Below are 17,426 nucleotides of genomic sequence, written 5' to 3'. Positions count from 1 at the left end.
GCGGTGTACCGCTCCGTAGGTTTGTCGCGCACAGGGTGCGCTCCCACAGAAGAGCCGACCGGCAAGGTTGATCCTCAACCCACGAACCTGCGTAACCCTTGTAGGAGCGCACTTGTGCGCGACCGCAGAGCTGGGATGTACCGCTCCGTAGGCTGGTCGCGCACAAGTGCGCTCCTACAAAAAGAGCCGCCCAACAGCGTCGGACGTTGCGTGGCTCTTGATCTGGCTCGCCGCTCTCCGCTCTTGGCTCTCCGCTCTTGGCTTTCCGCTCTCGGGGTCCCCGCAACCCGCCCGCGTACCTGGAGGGCCGCAGGCCCGGAAGGCGCGTCATCCGGGGGGCCCTTTCTTTTGGTTACTTTTCTTTGGGCAAGCAAAGAAAAGTAACCGGGCCGCGGCAGCGGCACGGAAGCCCGCGGCAGGCGAGCCAGATCGCCCTATCGCAACAATCGAAGCGCACCGCTACTGGATCCCGGCCTGCGCCGGAATGACGAACAGAAACGTTCCCGCGAGCACCCGCCCCTCACCCCAACCCTCTCCCCGGAGGGGAGAGGGAGAGAGTCGCCGGCACGTCATCGCAACCCGCACAAACGCAACCCAAACAACAAAAAACGGGGCCCTCAAGGCCCCGTTCTCAAACGCTCAAAAGCAAAGGCGAAACCTCAGCTGCGCCGCTCACCCTGCGCCTGACGAATCTGCGCATCCACCGCCGCAATCGCCGTCATATTCACCACACGACGCGGCGTCGCCGCCGGCGTGAGGATATGCGCGGGCTTATTGATGCCCATCAGGATCGGGCCAATCGCCACGCCGTCCGTCATCACGCGCACCATGTTGTACGTGATGTTCGCAGCGTCCAGATTCGGCATCACGAACAGATTGGCGCGACCGCTCAGCGTGGTATTGGGGAACATGCGCAAACGCAGTGCCTCATCCCACGCGGTGTCGGCCTGCATCTCGCCGTCCATATCGAGCTTGTGCCCACGCTGCACCAGGATCTCGCGCACCTTGCGCATCTTGGCCGCGCTGGCGTTCTCGTGGCTGCCGAAATTCGAATGCGACAGCAGCGCGATCTTCGGCTCGATGCCGAACAACTTCAGGCGATAGCTGGCCTGCAGCGTCGCTTCGGCAATCTGCTCGGCGGTGGGATCGCACTGCACGTGGGTGTCGAGGAAGAACCAGGCACCCTGGTCGTTGATCACGCCCGTCATCGCCGAGGTGCACGACACGCCCGGATCGAGGCCGAACACGCTGCGCATATAGCCGAGCTTCTTGTGGAAGCGCCCGACCAGGCCGCAGATCATCGCGTCGGCTTCGCCGCGCTCGACCATGATCGAAGCGATCAGCGTGGGACGCGAGCGCAGCAGGTTCTTCGCCGCTGCCGGCGACACGCCGCGGCGCTCGGTGAGTGCGTGGTACTGCTGCCAGTACTCGTTGAAGCGCGGATCGTCGTCGATATTGGTGAGTTCGAAATCCACACCCTGGCGCATGCGCAGGCCCAGGCGCTCGATGCGTGTCTCGATCACGCTCGGGCGGCCGATCAGGATCGGGAACGCCAGGCGCTCGTCGATCACCGTCTGCACCGCGCGCAATACGGTCTCTTCCTCGCCCTCGGCGTAGACCACGCGCTTGAGATCAGCGCGCGCGCGCTCATACACGGGCTTCATCAGCAGGCCGGTGCGATAGATGAACTGGCCGAGCTTTTCCTTGTACGCCTCCATGTCCACGATCGGACGCGTGGCCACACCGGAATCCATCGCGGCCTGCGCCACGGCCGGCGCCAGCATCACCAGCAGGCGCGGATCGAACGGACGCGGAATCAGATAGTCGGGGCCGAACGTCGGCACGTCGCCGCCGTAAGCGCTGGCCAGGTCGCCGGCTTCCATGCGGGCCAGCTCGGCAATGGCGCGCACGCAGGCGGTCTTCATCGATTCGTTGATGACGGTGGCGCCCACGTCGAGCGCACCGCGGAAGATGTATGGGAAGCACAGCGCGTTGTTGACCTGGTTCGGATAGTCCGAACGGCCGGTCGCGATGATGCAATCCGGGCGCACCATCTTGGCGTCTTCTGGCGAAATCTCCGGATTGGGATTGGCCAGCGCTAGGATGATCGGCCGCGCATTCATCGTGGCGACCATTTCCGGACGCAGGATGCCACCGGCCGAGAGACCGAGGAACACGTCCGCGCCAACGACGATGTCCGCCAGCGTGCGCTTCTCGGTATCGCGCGCATAGCGCTGTTTGTCCGGGTCCATGTGGTCGCGGCCGGTATACAGCACGCCTTCGCGATCGAACGCGAGGATGTTCTCGGGCTTGAGGCCCAGCGCCACCAGCATGTCCAGGCAGGCGATGCCCGCGGCGCCCACACCGGTGGTGGCGAGCTTCACGTCCTGGATTTTCTTGCCGACTACTTCCAGTGCGTTGACGATGGCCGCGCCCACGATGATCGCGGTGCCGTGCTGGTCGTCGTGGAACACCGGGATCTTCATGCGCTCGCGCAACTTGCGCTCGACGATGAAGCACTCCGGCGCCTTGATGTCTTCCAGATTGATGCCACCGAAGGTGGGCTCGAGCGAGGCGATGATGTCGACCAGCTTGTCCGGGTCGCGCTCGTTGATCTCGATGTCGAACACGTCGATGCCGGCGAACTTCTGGAACAGCACGCCCTTGCCTTCCATCACCGGCTTGCCGGCGAGCGGACCGATGTCGCCCAGGCCCAGCACGGCGGTGCCGTTGGTGATCACGGCGACGAGGTTGCCGCGCGCGGTCATTTCGCTGGCGGCGTTGGGATCCTCGACGATGGCCTCGCAGGCATAAGCCACGCCGGGCGAGTAAGCGAGCGCGAGATCGCGCTGCGTGACCATCGGCTTGGTCGCGCTCACCTTGATCTTGCCGGGGCGCGGGAGGCGGTGGTACTCGAGAGCGGCGAGGCGCAGTTCTTCGGTAAGGGCCATGGGATAGGAATCGAGTGATGGGGAGTCGGGTGCCGCGAGGCGGCATCTTCGAATGGTATCACCGCCGGCCACCCTTCCCCGACGATGCGCTGCAGCATGGTGACGTTATGGTTCACACAACTGGTATGCAGACGACAACCTGCCTGTTGTGGGAGCGCACCCTGTGCGCGACAAGCCAACGGAGCGATACATCCACGCGTGGCATGTCGCGCACAGGGTGCGCTCCCACAGGAGGTCAGTTACAGACTCAGCGAAAGCGCCTCCGCCTGCACCTTGCCCATGTGTATGCGATTGACGAACAACGAGAATGCCAGCTTGCCCGCGAGTCCGTGCGCATGCTGCATCCAGGGCGGCAGCCAGCGCGGCGCGGCAATCACGCCCGATTCGAAATACGGTTGCAGGCTGATGACATCGTGCAAGGCCAGCTTGCCCGCAAAAAGATGCCGCAGCATATCCATGCGACGTTGCTTCAGTGCCCAGCGAAAGAACGTGTGCACGGTGAGCAGGCCGGACAGATAGACGTTGTCCTTGGCGAACGCCGCGCCGCCGGTGAGCGGCACGCCGCGGAACACGCGCTGGGCGGAGTGGAAACTGTCCGCCGGGTACTGTCCGCRCTCGCAGAAGAAGCGGTAGACCTCGACGAAATCCGCACCGCTCAAGGCCATGTCGATGGCCAGGATGCGCAGGCTGATGCGTTTGAGGCGCGAGATATCGATGGCGCCGGACATCAGCTCGGCAAACACGGCCAGCCCTTCCTGCGTCGCCGTGACGCGCGGCGAGGTGCGCCCGAACGACGCCAGCAGCGGCTGCGCACGGCCATTGAGCGCGGTGAGCGAATGCACCAGCGCTTCATGCGCCAGCAATTGATGGCGGTCGTAGTCGGTAAAGCGCGTGCCGCCGCGAAGACGGATGCGGGTGGCGCCAGCCGCCGCTTTGGCAGTCAGTTCCGGGTCCACTTCCACGGAAATCAGCGGTGCGCCGAAGAATTCGTCCAGCGTCTTGCTCAGGTCCGCGCGCAGATCCTCGGCAGAGATGGCCACCAGCACGTCGTCGGCAATCAGATCCGAACCGAGCTCGTCGGCGAGCTCCACGAAATAACGCGCCGCATCCAGGTTGCTGCGATCGCTGCCGGAAATCAGGTCGCCGGGGCGGCCATACAAGACGATGGAGGGCGCGGTGACCTGGTCGGTGCCAACCGCCTCGAGCATTTCGGCGGCGATGCGCCACGACTCCGCCGTGCGGGACAGGTACTCGCCCAAGGGATCGTCATAGCCCGCTTCGCGCTCGATCGCGGCCAGTTCGGCGCGCTCGGCGGAGAGGTCGGGCACGGTGTATTGCACCTCGGGCAGGCTGTACTGGCCCCTGGCGTAGGCCCCGATCATGCGGTCTTCCAGCGAGGCGGGCCACGCCACCGTGGACAGGATGCGGATGCCCCTCACTGCCGCCAGCAGGCGCTGGTCGAGGTCGGCGTAACGTTGCAGGTCCGGCGGAAGCGCGGCGCCATGGCTATTCATGCCGGCCTCCGTTGACGCACGCTGTCGATGCGCTGGATCAGCTCGGCGGCGATCGGGCTGGGCTTGAATGCCGCGAGCAAACTCGTACGCCCGATCGGCATGAAGCTGATGTCCTTGCCAAGGACGGGCGACTCCTGGCGCAGTGACAAGGTGATGCGCGGTGGGCTGACCATCACGGTGGCATTGACGTTGGTGACGTTGGCCAGTGGAACACGCGATTGCTCGCCCCTGTTCCTGACCAGCAACTGGTCGCCTTCGAGCCACACTTCATCGACCAGGCCAAACAGCAGCCACTTGAACAGTGCGTAGCCGAACAAGGCCATGATCAGCGGGCCGGGCAATACCGCCAGCATCTTCATGTCGTGCGTGACCAAGGCGCTGCCAGCCCATACCACCGTCCACAGCGCCAGGAAACCAAACCAGAACGCGGGAAACACCCGCTTAAAGAAGAACGTCGAACGCGACGACAGCCGCTGCATGCCCGCTTCCCCAACCAAGACGGTCCGATAGTAGTCCACCCGCTGGGCGAGGACAGCGCCCCGCTCGACTATTCGCGGTCGCGCGTATGGCGGTTCGTATGCGGCCGCGTGGCCGGACGCCCACCACGCTGGCGGCGCAGCTTGGCTTCCAGGGTGGTCGCCTGCTCTTCGCGTTCGTCGCGCAATTTCAAATAGTTGCGCCAGCGCTCGGCCGACAGGTCGCCGCTGTCGAGCGCTGCCTGCACCGCGCAGCCGGGCTCGCTGCCGTGGCCGCAGTCGGCGAAGCGGCACTGCTCGGCGAGTTGCTCGATATCGGCGAACAGGTCCAGATTTTCTTCGCCGGTGAGCTTGAGCTCGCGCATGCCGGGCGTGTCGATCAGGCAGCCGCCGCTCGGCAGCTGCAACAGCGCTCGATAGGTGGTCGTGTGCCGGCCGCGGCTGTCATGGCCGCGCACTGCGCTGGTGGCCATGCGCTCGCTGCCGAGCAGCGTATTGGTGAGGGTGGACTTGCCGGCGCCGGACGAACCTACCAGCACCGCGCTGTCGCCGAGCTGCAGATACGGCAGCAGCAACGCGATGCTGGCCGGATCCTTGCCGTTGATGGCATGCACGGGTGTGCCCTGGGGCAGGCGTTCGCGCAAGGCGGCCAGCACCGCGGCGGCATCCTCGCGCGTGTCGAGCTTGCTCAGCAGCACGACCGGCTGTGCGCCCGAGCCTTCGGTAAGCGACAGATAGCGCTCGATGCGCGCCGGATTGAAGTCGCCATCCAGCCCGGTCAGCACCAGCACGTAGTCGATGTTGGTGGCGATGAGCTGGCGTTCGTAACGCTCGCCGGCGGCGGCGCGGGAAAGCACGGTACGGCGTGGCTGCACTTCCACGATGTGCGGCGGCTTGCCGGCTTCGATTTCCACGAAGTCGCCCACCGCGGGCCGATCGGACGGATCCAGGCTGCGCTTGAGGAAATGGCCGGCCGGCTGGGCACCAAACAGGTGCTCGCCGTCGTGCAATTCGTAGCCGGCGCGGTGCTGCGCCACTACGCGTGCCAACTGCCGGCCTTCGGCGGGCAGGGTGTCCCCACGCCAGCCGATCCGGCGCAGTCGCTCGATGGTTTCGGGGTGCGTCATGGGTGGCCATTATGCCCTGCTCCAGGGCCTGCCCGAAAAATGCCCGAAACTAAGCGATTTTTGGCTCCCCAACCGCGCCGGGACGCTGTTAGCATGCAATGGCGGTCAGATTCTTGCGCCGCAACAACACCAAGACGAAGGACGCTTGCGTTGGCCTCGATCAAACCCAGTGCGCACCTGGCGGACGTGCGCTATGAAATCCGTGGCGCGCTCACCCGGCGATCCCGTGAGCTGGAGGCGGCTGGCCTGCCGATCATCAAGCTCAATATCGGCAATCCCGGCCGCTACGGCTTCGAAACGCCGGCCCATCTGCGCGAAGCGATCGCCCGGCATCTGCACGACAGCGAAGCCTACGGACACGAGCAAGGCCTGGAAGAAGCCCGCGAGGCCATCGCCGCCCAGCAGCGCCATCGTGGCGCGCGTGGCGTCGAAGTGGAGCGCATCTTCGTCGGCAACGGCGTGAGCGAACTGATCGACCTGAGCCTGCGCGCCCTGCTGGCGCCGGGCGACGAAGTGCTGCTGCCCAGCCCGGATTACCCGCTGTGGAGCGCCGCCACCATCCTCAACGACGGCAAGCCGCGCTATTACCGCTGCCTGGCGGAGAACGGCCACCTGCCCGATCCGGCGGAAGTCGAAGCGCTGATTACCCCGCGCACCCGCGCCCTGGTGCTGATCAACCCGAACAATCCCACCGGCGCCGTGTATCCGCGCGAGCTGCTGGAGCGCATGGTCGACATTGCCGCCAGGCATCGCCTGCTGCTGCTCTGCGACGAGATCTACGACGAGATCCTGTACGACGGCACCGTCTTCCAGCCGCTGGCCGAAGTGGCCGGCGACGTGCCCTGTGTCAGCTTCGGCGGACTCAGCAAAGTGCACCGCGCCTGCGGTTACCGAGTGGGTTGGATGAGCCTGTCGGGCGATCCCGCCCGCACGGCGGACTATCGCGACGCCCTGCAACTGCTCGCGGCGCTGCGCCTGTGCGCCAACGTGACCGCGCAGTGGGCCGTGCGTCCCGCGCTGGAAACTGCGCCGACCATCAACGCGCTCACCGCGCCGGGCGGACGCCTGCACGAAGCGCGTCGCGCCGTACTGGAGGGCGTCGCCGCCAGCGAATTCCTCGACCTGGTGTCGCCGGCCGGTGCGTTGTACGCCTTCCCCCGCGTTCGCGCCGATCGCCTGGCCGACTTCGACGACAACGCGTTCGCGCTGCGCCTGCTGGAAGAAGAATCTGTGCTGGTGGTGCCGGGCAGCAGCTTCAACGTGCCGCACAGCCGCCACCTGCGCCTGACGCTGTTGCCGCAACCGGAGCAGTTGCGCGAGGTGTTCGTGCGCATGGAGCGCGTGCTGGCGGGTATGGCCGCCACGCAGAAGCCCCGCACGGCCGCGATCGCCTGACAACGCATGCGTTATCTCGCCCTGGGTGATTCCTATTCGGTCGGCGAAGGCGTGCCCGAAGCGGGCCGCTGGCCGGTACAGCTGGCCGTGCGTCTGCGTCGCGAAGGCGTGGCGCTGGACGATCCCACCATCGTTGCCACCACGGGCTGGACTACGGACGAGCTGTCGGTCGCGATGGATGCAACGAGTTTTACGCCGCCATATGAGCTGGTGAGTCTGCTGATAGGCGTGAACAACCAGTACCGCGGACGCAGTGCGGACGAGTATCGCGACGAATTCCGCCGACTGCTCGAGCGGGCGGTAGATCTTGCCGGCAGGCGCAGCGGGCGCGTGCTGGTGTTGTCGATCCCCGACTGGGGCGTCACGCCGTTCGCGCATGGCAGCGGCCGCGACGTGCTGCGCATTGCCAGCGAACTGGATGCCTATAACGCGATCGCCCGCGAGGAAAGCGAGCGCCGCGGTGCGCATTTCGTGGATATCACCGGCATCTCGCGCCAGCATCCCGCCTTGCTTGCTGACGACGGGCTGCATCCTTCCGCTGCGCAGTATGCGTTGTGGACCGAGGCGGCCGTGCCGGTGGCCGTGGCCATGCTTGCCGGCTAACGATCCCCTTGTAGGAGCGCACTTGTGCGCGACCGCGACGCCAAATCCGGCCTCGGTCTCCGGCGTAGCGAACAGCATTGGCGCGACAACCCCGTGACATGGCGTCACCGGTCGCGCACAAGTGCGCTCCTACAAGGGGGCTGTGCATTCGTGCTGACGGAAACCACACTGCAACCTCACCGCCATCGTGCGGTGACGTAACCGCGGCACTCTGAGATCCCGGTAACCACCGGGAGAGACAGCCATGGCGACCTTCCACTGCCGCAGCGCCTTCATCTCCGACGTGCACTTGGGCACGCCAGACTGCAAGGCCAGTTATCTGCTCGATTTCCTGCGCAAACTGCGTTGCGAAAAGCTGTATCTGGTCGGCGACATCATCGACATGGAAGCGCTGGCACGCCGCACCTGGTGGCATGTCGACCACGGCGCGGTGATTGCCGAGGTGCTTGATCTCGCCCGGCGCGGTGTCGAGGTCGTCTATATCCCCGGCAATCATGACGCCCCGATGCGCGGCCTGGCCGGCCAACAGTTTGGCGGCGTGAAAATCGAGCTGGACGCGGTGCACGAAGGCGCCGATGGCCGCCGCTACCACGTCAGCCACGGCGACGAATTCGATCCGGAGCAAGTCGGGCGCACATGGATGGTGCACCTGGGGGAAGTGATGCATCGCTTCATCTGCTGGACCAATCGCCGGGTCCACGCGATGCGCCGCCGCCTGGAACTGCCCTATCTGCCGCTGTCGATCATCGTGAAATCGCACATCGGCAAGGCGCTGGCCTATATCCGCGCCTACGAGGAGCGCGTGGCCAACGATGCCCGCGAACGCGGCTTCGACGGCCATATCTGCGGCCACATCCATTTCGGCCACGTGCGCGAGATGGACGGCGTCCTTTATCTGAACGACGGCGACTGGGTGGAGCACTGCACGGTGCTGGTGGAAGATCACACCGGCGCGATGGAGTTGATCCATTGGAGCGAGCAGTACGCGCCGCTGGGTCGGGCCAGCCGCGAGCTGGTGCTGCCCTCGCCCGCTGCCGCCCTGGCGCTGGCGCCGCTGACGCGGGCAAAGCTGGATTTGACGGAGTTGCGGCCGGCGGCTTGAGACAGCCTCTCCAACCCGTCATACCAGCGAAAGCCGGAATGACGGTGCCCTTGAGGGTTGTCGCCAGCTTTGGATCGAGCCCCCTTGCATCCCCAAAATCCGCCGGCATATCCACAGGCGCTACAATTCGCCTTCTTTGCCGGAGCCACCGCCCCCATGTCCCTCGACAGCGCCACCCGCGAACGTATTGAATCCCTGCTGCAGAACCACCGCGTGGTGCTGTTCATGAAGGGCACCCGCCAGCAGCCGATGTGCGGTTTCTCCTCGGCAGCCACCAACACGCTCAACGAGCTGTTGCCGGACTACCACACGGTGAACGTGCTGGAAGACCCGGAAATCCGCGAAGGCATCAAGGCTTACGGCGACTGGCCGACGATTCCCCAGCTGTATGTGGGCGGCGAACTGGTCGGCGGCGCCGACATCATTCGCCAGATGTACGCCAGCGGCGAGCTGCACCAGCTCTTCGGCGCGACCGCCCCGGATCGCACGCCGCCTGAGATCACAATTACCGACAAGGCCGCGGAAGCCATCCGTCAGGGCACGGCCAATGCCCAGGGCCTGGCCCTGCATCTGGAGATCGGTCCGGACCATAGCGCCGGCTTCCAGCTGGCGCCGGGCGGCGAGCATGACATCGTGGTGTCCTCCAACGGCATCGAAGTGCACTTTGACCCGGGCAGCGCCCAGCGCGCCAAGGGCATCGTGATCGACTGGGTGTCCACCGTGCAGGGCGAAGGCCTGAGCCTGAAGTTCCCGGGCGCGCAGGAGATCGGCACGCTCACCGTGCAGCAGCTCAAGGAGCGCCTGGCCGCCGGCGACATCACCCTGGTGGACGTGCGTCCGGCCCACGGTCGCGCAGCCGCCGCACCGCTGCCGCAGGCCCGCATCCTGGAAGAGGAAGGCTACGACGCCCTGGCCAACCTGCCCAAGGACGCCCCGATCGCCTTCATCTGCCACCACGGCGTGTCCAGCCGCGGCGTGGCCGAGCGCTTTGCCGCGCACGGCTTCAGCAAGGTCTATAACGTCGAAGGCGGCATGGATGCGTGGGCGCAGCAGATCGATCCCAAGGTGCCGCGCTACTGAGCAGTTAGCCCCGGACCTCGCGGTTCACCAAAAGCGCCTGCCCCCGGCAGGCGCTTTTTTGTTTGTTCGGCCCTCAGCCAGTCGAAGCCTTCAACGACGGCGAACTGAAAGGCGTGCCTGTTAGCATATTGCGACCATCTCACTTTCGTGCCCTATGCGCATTCTGCTCGTCGAAGATGATTCCCTCGTATCCGACGCCATTTCCCGTGGCCTGATCGGATCCGGTTATGTAGTCGACGCAGTGGGCGACGCCGAATCGGTGACGTCCCGCCTGGCCGATACCCATTACGACCTGGCCATCGTGGACCTGGGCCTGCCGGGCGAAGACGGCCTGTCGCTGGTGCGCCGCCTGCGTCGCGGCGGCAGCTCGCTGCCGTTGTTGATCGTCACCGCCCGCGATGGCCTGGACGACCGCATCAATGCGCTGGACCTGGGCGCGGACGACTACCTGGTCAAGCCGTTTGCCCTGCCCGAACTGGCCGCCCGTTGCCGCGCCCTGATCCGCCGCGCCACCGCCGCTGCCGCCAACGAGATCGTGATCGGCGGCCTGCGCATCGACCTGGCCGGTCGCCGGGCGCTCAACGAAAAGGGTGAAGCGCTCGAACTCACCCGCCGCGAGTGGTCGATCCTGGAATGCCTGGCCCATCACAGCGGCCGCGTGGTGAGCAAGGAGCGGCTGACCCAGGCCATCACCGGCTGGAGCGAAGACATCTCCGGCAACGCCATCGAGGTTCATGTGTCGCGTCTGCGCAGCAAGCTGGGCAGCGCCGCCACGGTGCGCGGTATTCGCGGCCTGGGCTACCGGCTCGAAGACGCCTGAGCCGCGCCAAAGTTCTGATCCAGCCGCTGCGGGTGGCATGATGCCGGGCAGGTGTGCGGGGTAAGGAAGTGCATCGCCTGGATCAGGCCACTTCCACGACCCCTGCGCTTTCTCGATATCACCCGCGGGGCCGGTTCGGTGACACCCAATTTCAAGCAATCAGAGCAGGCCAGCCGCCCGACCAGCGTGCACCGGCGACTGCTGAGTTATCTGCTCGCGCCGCTGCTGTTGCTGCTGGTCGCGGGTGTGGCGGTTGATCACCATGTGATCGTCAGCCCGATCCACAACGCCTTCGATCATTCGCTGTCGCGCTCGGCGCTGGCCATCGTTGCGCGCATTCATCCGGGTGCCGGCGGCAAGCTCGACGTGGCACTGCCTTCGCATCCGCCGCCGCCGCTGCGCGCGATGCCCGATGAGCACTTCTTCTATCGCGTCAGCCTGCCCGACGGCACTACCATCGCCGGTTCGCCGGAATTGCCGGTGGCACCGGACAGCCAGTCGGAAGACGGTTTCAGCTACACCAACATCACCTTCCGCGCCGAAGACTTTCGGCTGGCCAGCTACCGCACCAGCGAAACCGGCGAGCCGCTGGTGGTCACCGTGGCCGAAACGCCCGCACGTCGCGACCGCGCCGTGCATCGCCTGGACGTGGCCTTCCTGATCAACGACACCTTGCAGATGGCGGCGGTGCTGATCATCGCCCTGGTCGGCATCCGCATTGCCCTGCGGCCGCTGCAGCGGCTGAGCCGGCAGATTGCCGGGCGCCCGGCGGTGGCCTTGAACCAGTTGCCGACCGACGGTGTGCCCACTGAAGTGTTGCCGCTGGTCGTGTCGCTGAACTCCCTGCTCGGGCGCGTACGCGACTCGGTGCTTTCGCAGCAGCATTTCCTTGCGAATGCCGCGCACCAGCTGCGCACACCGCTGACCGGACTGAAGGCCCAGCTCGAAGTGCTGACCCGCGAAACGGCCGACACGCCGCTGCAGGAACGCATCAAGCTGCTGCAGGGTGGCGTGGATCGCCTTGCCCACACGGCCAACCAGCTGCTGACCTTGGCGCGTGCCGAACCATCGGCGCATCGCGCCAGTCATTTCACTGCGGTCGACTTGCCGCGGCTGATCGGCGAAGTGATCGACAGCTCGCTGGACCGCGCCCTGGCCCGCGGCATCGACCTGGGCGCCGACAGCCGCCCGGTGCAGGTCACCGGCGTGTACTGGCTGCTGCATGAGGTACTCAACAACCTGATCGACAATGCCATCCGCCACACACCGGTCGGCGGCAACATCACCATCCGCTGCGGCGTGGAGCATGGCCGTCCGTTCCTGGAAGTGGACGACAGCGGCGTCGGCATTGCCCCCGAGGAGCGGCAGAAGGTCCGCGAGCGCTTCTACCGCAGCGCGGGCAGCAGCGCCGATGGCTGCGGCCTGGGCCTGGCCATCGTGGACGAAGTGTCACGTGTGCATGGCGCCCAATTGAGTATCCTCGATGGGTCTTCCGGGCGGGGGGCACGGATGCGCATCGACTTCCCTGCCGTCGCTTAAGGACGCGCTGATCCTGGTCAGGGCGCCCTAATTTCAAAAGTTCGGATAATCGGCACTTTGAATTAGGATGCGTCACCCCCAGAGTGGTGGCACCCTCGCAAGGAGTTCCCCGTGTCCATACCCAGTGCCGTCAAGAGCACGCCCATCGGCAGCCGCCAGCAACTCACCGACTACCTGGCTGCGGGTGAAAAACCGCGTGATGCCTGGCGCATCGGTACGGAGCACGAGAAATTCGGCTTCCTCACCGACACCCTGCGCCCGCCCACCTTCGACGGTGACCGCGGCATCCGCGTCCTGCTGGAAACCCTGGCCACGCGCTACGGCTGGGACGTGGCGCGCGAAGGCGACAACCCGGTGGCGCTGTCGCGCGACAAGGCGTCGATCACGCTGGAGCCGGCCGGTCAGCTGGAGCTTTCCGGCGCGCCGCTGGAGACCATCCACGACACCTGCAGCGAGGTCAATTCGCACCTCAAGGAAGTCCGTTCGATCGCCGAGGACCTGGGCATCGGCTTCCTCGGCATGGGCTTCCAGCCCAAGTGGCGCCGCGACGAAATGCCGTGGATGCCCAAGGGCCGCTACAAGATCATGCGCGAGTACATGCCCAAGGTCGGCAACCTCGGCCTGGACATGATGACGCGCACCTGCACCGTGCAGGTGAACCTGGACTTTGCCAGCGAAGCGGACATGGTGCGCAAGTTCCGCACCAGCCTGGCGCTGCAGCCGATTGCCACCGCGCTGTTCGCCGATTCGCCGTTCACCGAGGGACGTCCAAACGGCTACCTCTCCTACCGTTCGCACGTGTGGGAAGACACCGATCCCCATCGCACCGGCATGCTCGACTTCGTCTTCCAGGACGGCTTCGGCTACGAGCGCTACGTCGACTACATGCTCGATGTGCCGATGTACTTCAGCTACCAGAACGGCCAGTACATCGACCTGTCCGGCCAGGACTTCAAGCGCTTCATGGCCGGTGAACTGCCGGCAGTGCCGGGCGTGCACGCCACCATGAAGGACTGGGCCGATCACCTCACCACCGCGTTCCCGGAAGTGCGCCTGAAGCAGTACCTGGAAATGCGCGGCGCCGATGGTGGCCCGTGGAACCGCCTGTGCGCCCTGCCCGCGCTGTGGGTTGGCCTGCTTTACGACGATGAAGCCCTCGATGCCGCCTGGGACCTGGTCAAGGACTTCAGCCGCGAGGAACGCCACGCGCTGCGTGACGGCGTACCGCGCCAGGCTTTGAAGCTGCCCTTCCGTTCGCACAGCGTGCGCGAGCTGGCCGCTGAAACGCTGAAGATCGCCTCGCATGGCCTCAAGCGTCGTGCGCGCCTCAACAAGAGCGGTGCGGACGAAAGCATCTTCCTGGAGCCGATGATCGAGATCGTCGAAGCGAACCAGACGCCGGCCGAGCGCAAGCTCGAACTGTTCAACGGCCCATGGAACGGCAGCGTCGATCCGGTGTTCCGCGAATTCGCTTATTGAGCGTAGCGCACGGCAAAACCACAAGAGCCCCGCCATCGTGCGGGGCTCTTTGCATCGGCATGAGCGTCAGGGCGATCCCGCCATTTGGGCGTCGTCGCTCTTGAGCGGTGTTGAACGACCCGTACGTGTACTTCCCACCGCCAGCCGCAGACCATCGTGGCGGCATACATCCAGATTCCGATAAAGCAGGCTGCGGTCGCCACGGAAGGTCACGCGCACATCGCGATGGCATGTGCCGGGCGGTACATCGACCAGGATGGACGCCTGACCACCAGGCAGCGGTTGCGCCAGCGTGATGTTCTGGAAGTCGGCGCTCCCACTGGGCGCGATGGCCAGCGCAGTCACGCCATCGAAGGTGGCGTTGACGACGCGCAGCGGACGCCGCGACTCAGCTTGTGTACCCGCAGGCGTTGCACACGCGGCCAAGCTGACGAGCATGGCGCCGACTAACAACAAGGGTGCGACAAGACGGGGGACATGCATGGCTGCTACTCCGGCAGGAATGGGCGTTCGCCATCCACTTTCCCGTGGCGAACGACCGCATCGGACGCCTTTGCGGCCGTTTCGTGGAAGCGATCCGGGACGAATCGTCGTTACGCGATGACGAATCGTAGTGATTGCCCGCCGTGCTTCTCTCCATGGAATCAGACGCCTAAGATGGTTCCACGATCCATTCGGATACACGGCGATGAAGGTGCGGCTCGGCAACGCGACCATTGGCCTTTGGCACTATCTCGGCCTCTGGACGGCCGTGGCTGCCGTGTTCGGCGCGCAGGAACTGCTGCGCGACATCGTGGACGATCATCACATTTGGTCGCTGTGGGATTACACCCGCTGGGGCATGGTGCAGTGGTATACGTGGGCCGCGCTGGCGCCCTGGGTGTTCCGCCTGGCCGAGCGCTACCCGATTCGTGCGCCGCTGCGCCTGCGCGGCCTGGGCAAGCAGGCGCCGTTGAGCATGGGCGTGACCATGCTGGCGATGGTGATCGGCGCCCTGGTCTCGACCCTGTTCGAACCCAGCGGCTTCACGCAACAGCTGTGGTATTTCGTAGGCCAGCACTTCGCCACCGGGCTGCTCACTTATTGGGCGCTGTTCGCGATCCAGCAGGCGATGGCTTTCCACGCCGAGAAATCCCGTCGCGAACTTGAAGCGAGCAAGCTCACCGCGGAACTGGCGCAGTCGCGCCTGCGTGCACTCAAGTCGCAATTGCAGCCGCATTTCCTGTTCAACACGCTGCATGCCATCGCCACCCTGCTCGATGAGGATGCGCTGTCGGCCGAAGACATGCTGCTGCGCCTGAGCGATCTGCTGCGCGCTTTTCTGGAAGACTACGACGGCCAGGAGATCAGCCTGCGACGCGAACTGGTCCTGCTTGATCTTTACCTTGGCATCCAGCGGACGCGCTTCAAGGACAGGCTCACCACGCAGATCTATGTGAGCCCGGACACGCTGCAATGCGCGGTGCCCAGCCTGATCCTGCAGCCCATCGTGGAGAACGCGATCCGCCATGGCATCGGCGAGCGCATCGGGGTGGACTGCGTCGAGATCGAAGCCCGCCGCGATGGCGACAGCTTGTGCATCGATGTGCGCAACCGCAACAGCACGCTGGAGACAGGCGCCTCGCCCAGGTCGGGGCATGGCATTGGTTTGTCCAATACCGCGCTGCGCCTGCGCGAGCTTTATGGCGACGACGCACATGTGCGTCTGGAAATGATCTGGCCGCAAGGGGTGATCTGCCGCCTTCGCCTGCCATTTCGCGAGATCGAGGAACCGGACGAGTCGCCCGAAGTGGTGACCGCATGAGCATCGCCACGCTGGTGGTGGACGACGAACCGATCGCGCGGCGCGCCATCGTGCGCCTGTTGAAGGATGATCCCGACATCATCTTGCTGGCCGAATGCGGCGACGGCGAGTCGGCGGTGCAAGCCATTCGCCAGCATGCGCCCGACCTGGTGTTCCTCGATATGCAGATGCCGGCCCTCGCCGGGCTGGACGTGGTTGCGGCCATCGGCGTTGCGCAGATGCCGGCTACCGTGTTCGTGACGGCATACGAGCAGTACGCCGTGCGCGCATTCGAAGCCAACGCCGTCGACTACCTGGTGAAGCCCTTCAGCCGCGAGCGATTCGCCCAGACCCTGCTACGCGTCAAGCAACGTCTGGCCACTCGCGGCACGCAGGGTGAACCCTCGCTCGAGCGGATCATGCAGGCGCTCGACACGCTCAAGCAGCGCGATAGTTACCTGCAACGACTGCCTGTGCGCATCGACGAGCAGATCCGCTTCGTCGACGTGGACGACATCGTGTGGATCAAGGCCAGCGGCAACACCGTTTTGTTGCATCTCGCCGACGGCGTCCACGAAATGCGCGAAACGATGACGGCACTCGCGGCACGCCTCGATCCACGCCATTTCGCGCGCGTGCATCGCTCGGCCATCATCAACACGCGGCGCGTGCAGGCGATCCATCCGTGGTTCAACGGTCACCATGTCGTCACCATGGATACCGGCCAGAAGCTGCGCATGAGCCGCTACCAGCACGAAGCCTTTTTGCGGCTGGTATCGACGCGGGACGTCCGTCAGAGCGACTAAACCGTTTCAGTGGTGGGCATGGTCGTCGCTGTCGAAGCTGGCGTGGCCACCCATACCACCCATGCCTGCACCCATCCCGCCACTGGCGCCCTTAGCGCCGCCCTCGCCTTTGGCCTCGCCCTTGCCGCGTGTCCCGGATACGCGCGTCGGCCCCTGCTTCGGAATGACCAGATTGGCCGGCACCGCTTCGAGATCCAGCACCTTGCGGATGAAATCGCGCAGGGACACGACCAGTTCGGCGGTGTGCGTGGGGCGCCCCTCTGACAGCTCCGTGGCGGCACGCGCGGCCAGTGCCACCTGCTGCTCCGTGCCCAGCAAGATGATGTCGGACAAGGCCGCCTCCACCGCATCGCGCATGCGCCGCGAACGATCGGAACGCTGCACGGCAGTGCCGGGGGACTCGCCTTCCGCCAACACTCCGGCCTGGCGCAGGTCGCGCAGATGCGTGGGGTCCACCGAGAGATCGCCAGTGAACGAGCCGCCCAGCGTCTTGTACGCCGCGATCAACGTGCGCAACCGTTCGTTGATCTGGCGATTCTCGCGCTCGCGCCGCTTCTGCACGGTATGCATGGCCAGCAGCCGCACGCCGACCATGATCAGCGTGATCAACGCCAGCCCGACCACGGTCGACAACACGGCATGCCAGGAACTGAAATCCAGGTTACGCATGGGCCCGCTCCGCTAGTGCTCGCCGATGATCTCGATTCACGGAAGGCTTATGACGGCCCGGGCGTGACAGCAGCGTCTGCCT

Annotated in this window: 15 protein-coding genes; 9 read left to right on the top strand and 6 right to left on the bottom strand. The window is 65.4% G+C overall.

Annotated features, from left to right (window positions below):
* Positions 1-659: 659 nt before the first annotated feature.
* The 4 genes from AC1DKY_RS20765 to rsgA form a co-directional block, all read right to left on the bottom strand.
* Positions 660-2,951: an NADP-dependent malic enzyme gene (locus AC1DKY_RS20765; protein ID WP_441605240.1), complete on the bottom strand. Its 2,292-nt coding sequence runs from the start codon at positions 2,949-2,951 to the stop codon at positions 660-662.
* 239 nt (positions 2,952-3,190) lie between these two features.
* Positions 3,191-4,465, bottom strand: a complete 1,275-nt coding sequence (locus AC1DKY_RS20760; protein WP_477180040.1) for a flavohemoglobin expression-modulating QEGLA motif protein — start codon at positions 4,463-4,465, stop codon at positions 3,191-3,193.
* Positions 4,462-4,944, bottom strand: a complete 483-nt coding sequence (locus tag AC1DKY_RS20755) for a hypothetical protein (RefSeq protein ID WP_441605238.1) — start codon at positions 4,942-4,944, stop codon at positions 4,462-4,464. The genes AC1DKY_RS20760 and AC1DKY_RS20755 overlap by 4 nt, the downstream gene beginning before the upstream one ends.
* A gap of 68 nt (positions 4,945-5,012) precedes the next feature.
* Complete coding sequence (rsgA, locus tag AC1DKY_RS20750; protein WP_441605237.1) at positions 5,013-6,068, bottom strand: ribosome small subunit-dependent GTPase A; 1,056 nt, start codon at positions 6,066-6,068, stop codon at positions 5,013-5,015.
* A gap of 150 nt (positions 6,069-6,218) precedes the next feature.
* Here rsgA and AC1DKY_RS20745 point away from each other — a divergent pair, with 150 nt between their 5' ends.
* From AC1DKY_RS20745 to AC1DKY_RS20715, 7 genes are all read left to right on the top strand, one after another.
* On the top strand, positions 6,219-7,463 hold the full coding sequence (locus tag AC1DKY_RS20745; RefSeq protein WP_441605236.1) for an aminotransferase class I/II-fold pyridoxal phosphate-dependent enzyme: 1,245 nt from the start codon (positions 6,219-6,221) through the stop codon (positions 7,461-7,463).
* Between the two features lie 6 nt (positions 7,464-7,469).
* The gene (locus AC1DKY_RS20740) at positions 7,470-8,066 is read left to right on the top strand and encodes an SGNH/GDSL hydrolase family protein (RefSeq protein ID WP_441605235.1); all 597 of its coding nucleotides are present in this window, start codon (positions 7,470-7,472) and stop codon (positions 8,064-8,066) included.
* A 244-nt stretch (positions 8,067-8,310) separates the two neighbouring features.
* On the top strand, positions 8,311-9,168 hold the full coding sequence (locus AC1DKY_RS20735) for a UDP-2,3-diacylglucosamine diphosphatase (protein WP_441605234.1): 858 nt from the start codon (positions 8,311-8,313) through the stop codon (positions 9,166-9,168).
* 156 nt (positions 9,169-9,324) lie between these two features.
* A complete protein-coding gene (grxD, locus tag AC1DKY_RS20730; protein WP_477180039.1) occupies positions 9,325-10,248 on the top strand; it encodes a Grx4 family monothiol glutaredoxin in 924 nt (307 codons plus the stop codon).
* A 154-nt stretch (positions 10,249-10,402) separates the two neighbouring features.
* Positions 10,403-11,068 carry a response regulator gene (locus tag AC1DKY_RS20725; RefSeq protein WP_441605232.1) on the top strand — a complete coding sequence of 222 codons (666 nt, stop codon included), beginning with the start codon at positions 10,403-10,405 and terminating at the stop codon, positions 11,066-11,068.
* 138 nt (positions 11,069-11,206) lie between these two features.
* Positions 11,207-12,607, top strand: a complete 1,401-nt coding sequence (locus AC1DKY_RS20720) for a sensor histidine kinase (RefSeq protein ID WP_441605231.1) — start codon at positions 11,207-11,209, stop codon at positions 12,605-12,607.
* A gap of 111 nt (positions 12,608-12,718) precedes the next feature.
* A complete protein-coding gene (locus AC1DKY_RS20715) occupies positions 12,719-14,086 on the top strand; it encodes a glutamate--cysteine ligase (RefSeq protein ID WP_441605230.1) in 1,368 nt (455 codons plus the stop codon).
* Between the two features lie 66 nt (positions 14,087-14,152).
* Here AC1DKY_RS20715 and AC1DKY_RS20710 read toward each other — a convergent pair whose 3' ends face one another.
* Positions 14,153-14,569, bottom strand: a complete 417-nt coding sequence (locus AC1DKY_RS20710) for a hypothetical protein (protein ID WP_441605229.1) — start codon at positions 14,567-14,569, stop codon at positions 14,153-14,155.
* A 205-nt stretch (positions 14,570-14,774) separates the two neighbouring features.
* Between AC1DKY_RS20710 and AC1DKY_RS20705 the strand changes: the two genes are divergently transcribed.
* The gene (locus AC1DKY_RS20705; RefSeq protein ID WP_441605228.1) at positions 14,775-15,890 is read left to right on the top strand and encodes a sensor histidine kinase; all 1,116 of its coding nucleotides are present in this window, start codon (positions 14,775-14,777) and stop codon (positions 15,888-15,890) included.
* Entirely contained in the window at positions 15,887-16,675 is a 789-nt protein-coding gene (locus AC1DKY_RS20700; protein WP_441605227.1) for a LytR/AlgR family response regulator transcription factor, read from the top strand. The genes AC1DKY_RS20705 and AC1DKY_RS20700 overlap by 4 nt, the downstream gene beginning before the upstream one ends.
* A gap of 6 nt (positions 16,676-16,681) precedes the next feature.
* Here the strand turns inward: AC1DKY_RS20700 and AC1DKY_RS20695 are convergent, their stop codons facing one another.
* Positions 16,682-17,344, bottom strand: coding sequence for a hypothetical protein (locus AC1DKY_RS20695; RefSeq protein ID WP_441605226.1), 663 nt, complete (start codon positions 17,342-17,344; stop codon positions 16,682-16,684).
* Between the last annotated feature and the right edge of the window lie 82 nt (positions 17,345-17,426).

This window comes from Dyella sp. 01N448 (assembly GCF_056399225.1).
Note: the sequence above shows the minus strand (reverse complement) of the source record. Positions and strands in the feature narration are given on the sequence as shown.